We start from the raw sequence: 248 nt of genomic DNA on the forward strand, positions 1-248 counted from the left end.
GGGCGATGGCCACGGTGTACATCGTCTCTAGCCCGTTCGTCGGCCCGACCAGTTCCAAGGCCCTGTACCGCGCCGTGGGCACACTGTTGGGGGCCGGTGGCGCGATTTTCCTGGTGCCGCCACTGGTGCAGTCGCCGTTGTTGCTCAGCATCGCCATTGCCTTGTGGACGGGCACCTTGTTGTTCCTTTCGCTGAACCTGCGTACGGCCAACAACTACGTGCTGATGCTGGCCGGTTATACCCTGCCG

Annotated in this window: 1 protein-coding gene; it reads left to right on the forward strand. The window is 63.3% G+C overall.

What is annotated here, in order from left to right; all coding sequences use genetic code 11:
* Nucleotides 1–248, forward strand: a 248-nt coding sequence (locus SB765_RS32330) for an FUSC family protein (RefSeq protein WP_410932854.1), incomplete at both ends; no start/stop codon positions are given.

Origin of the sequence: Pseudomonas sp. SIMBA_067, from assembly GCF_046534675.1 — a bacterium.
Taxonomy (GTDB): Bacteria; Pseudomonadota; Gammaproteobacteria; order Pseudomonadales; family Pseudomonadaceae; genus Aquipseudomonas; species Aquipseudomonas putida.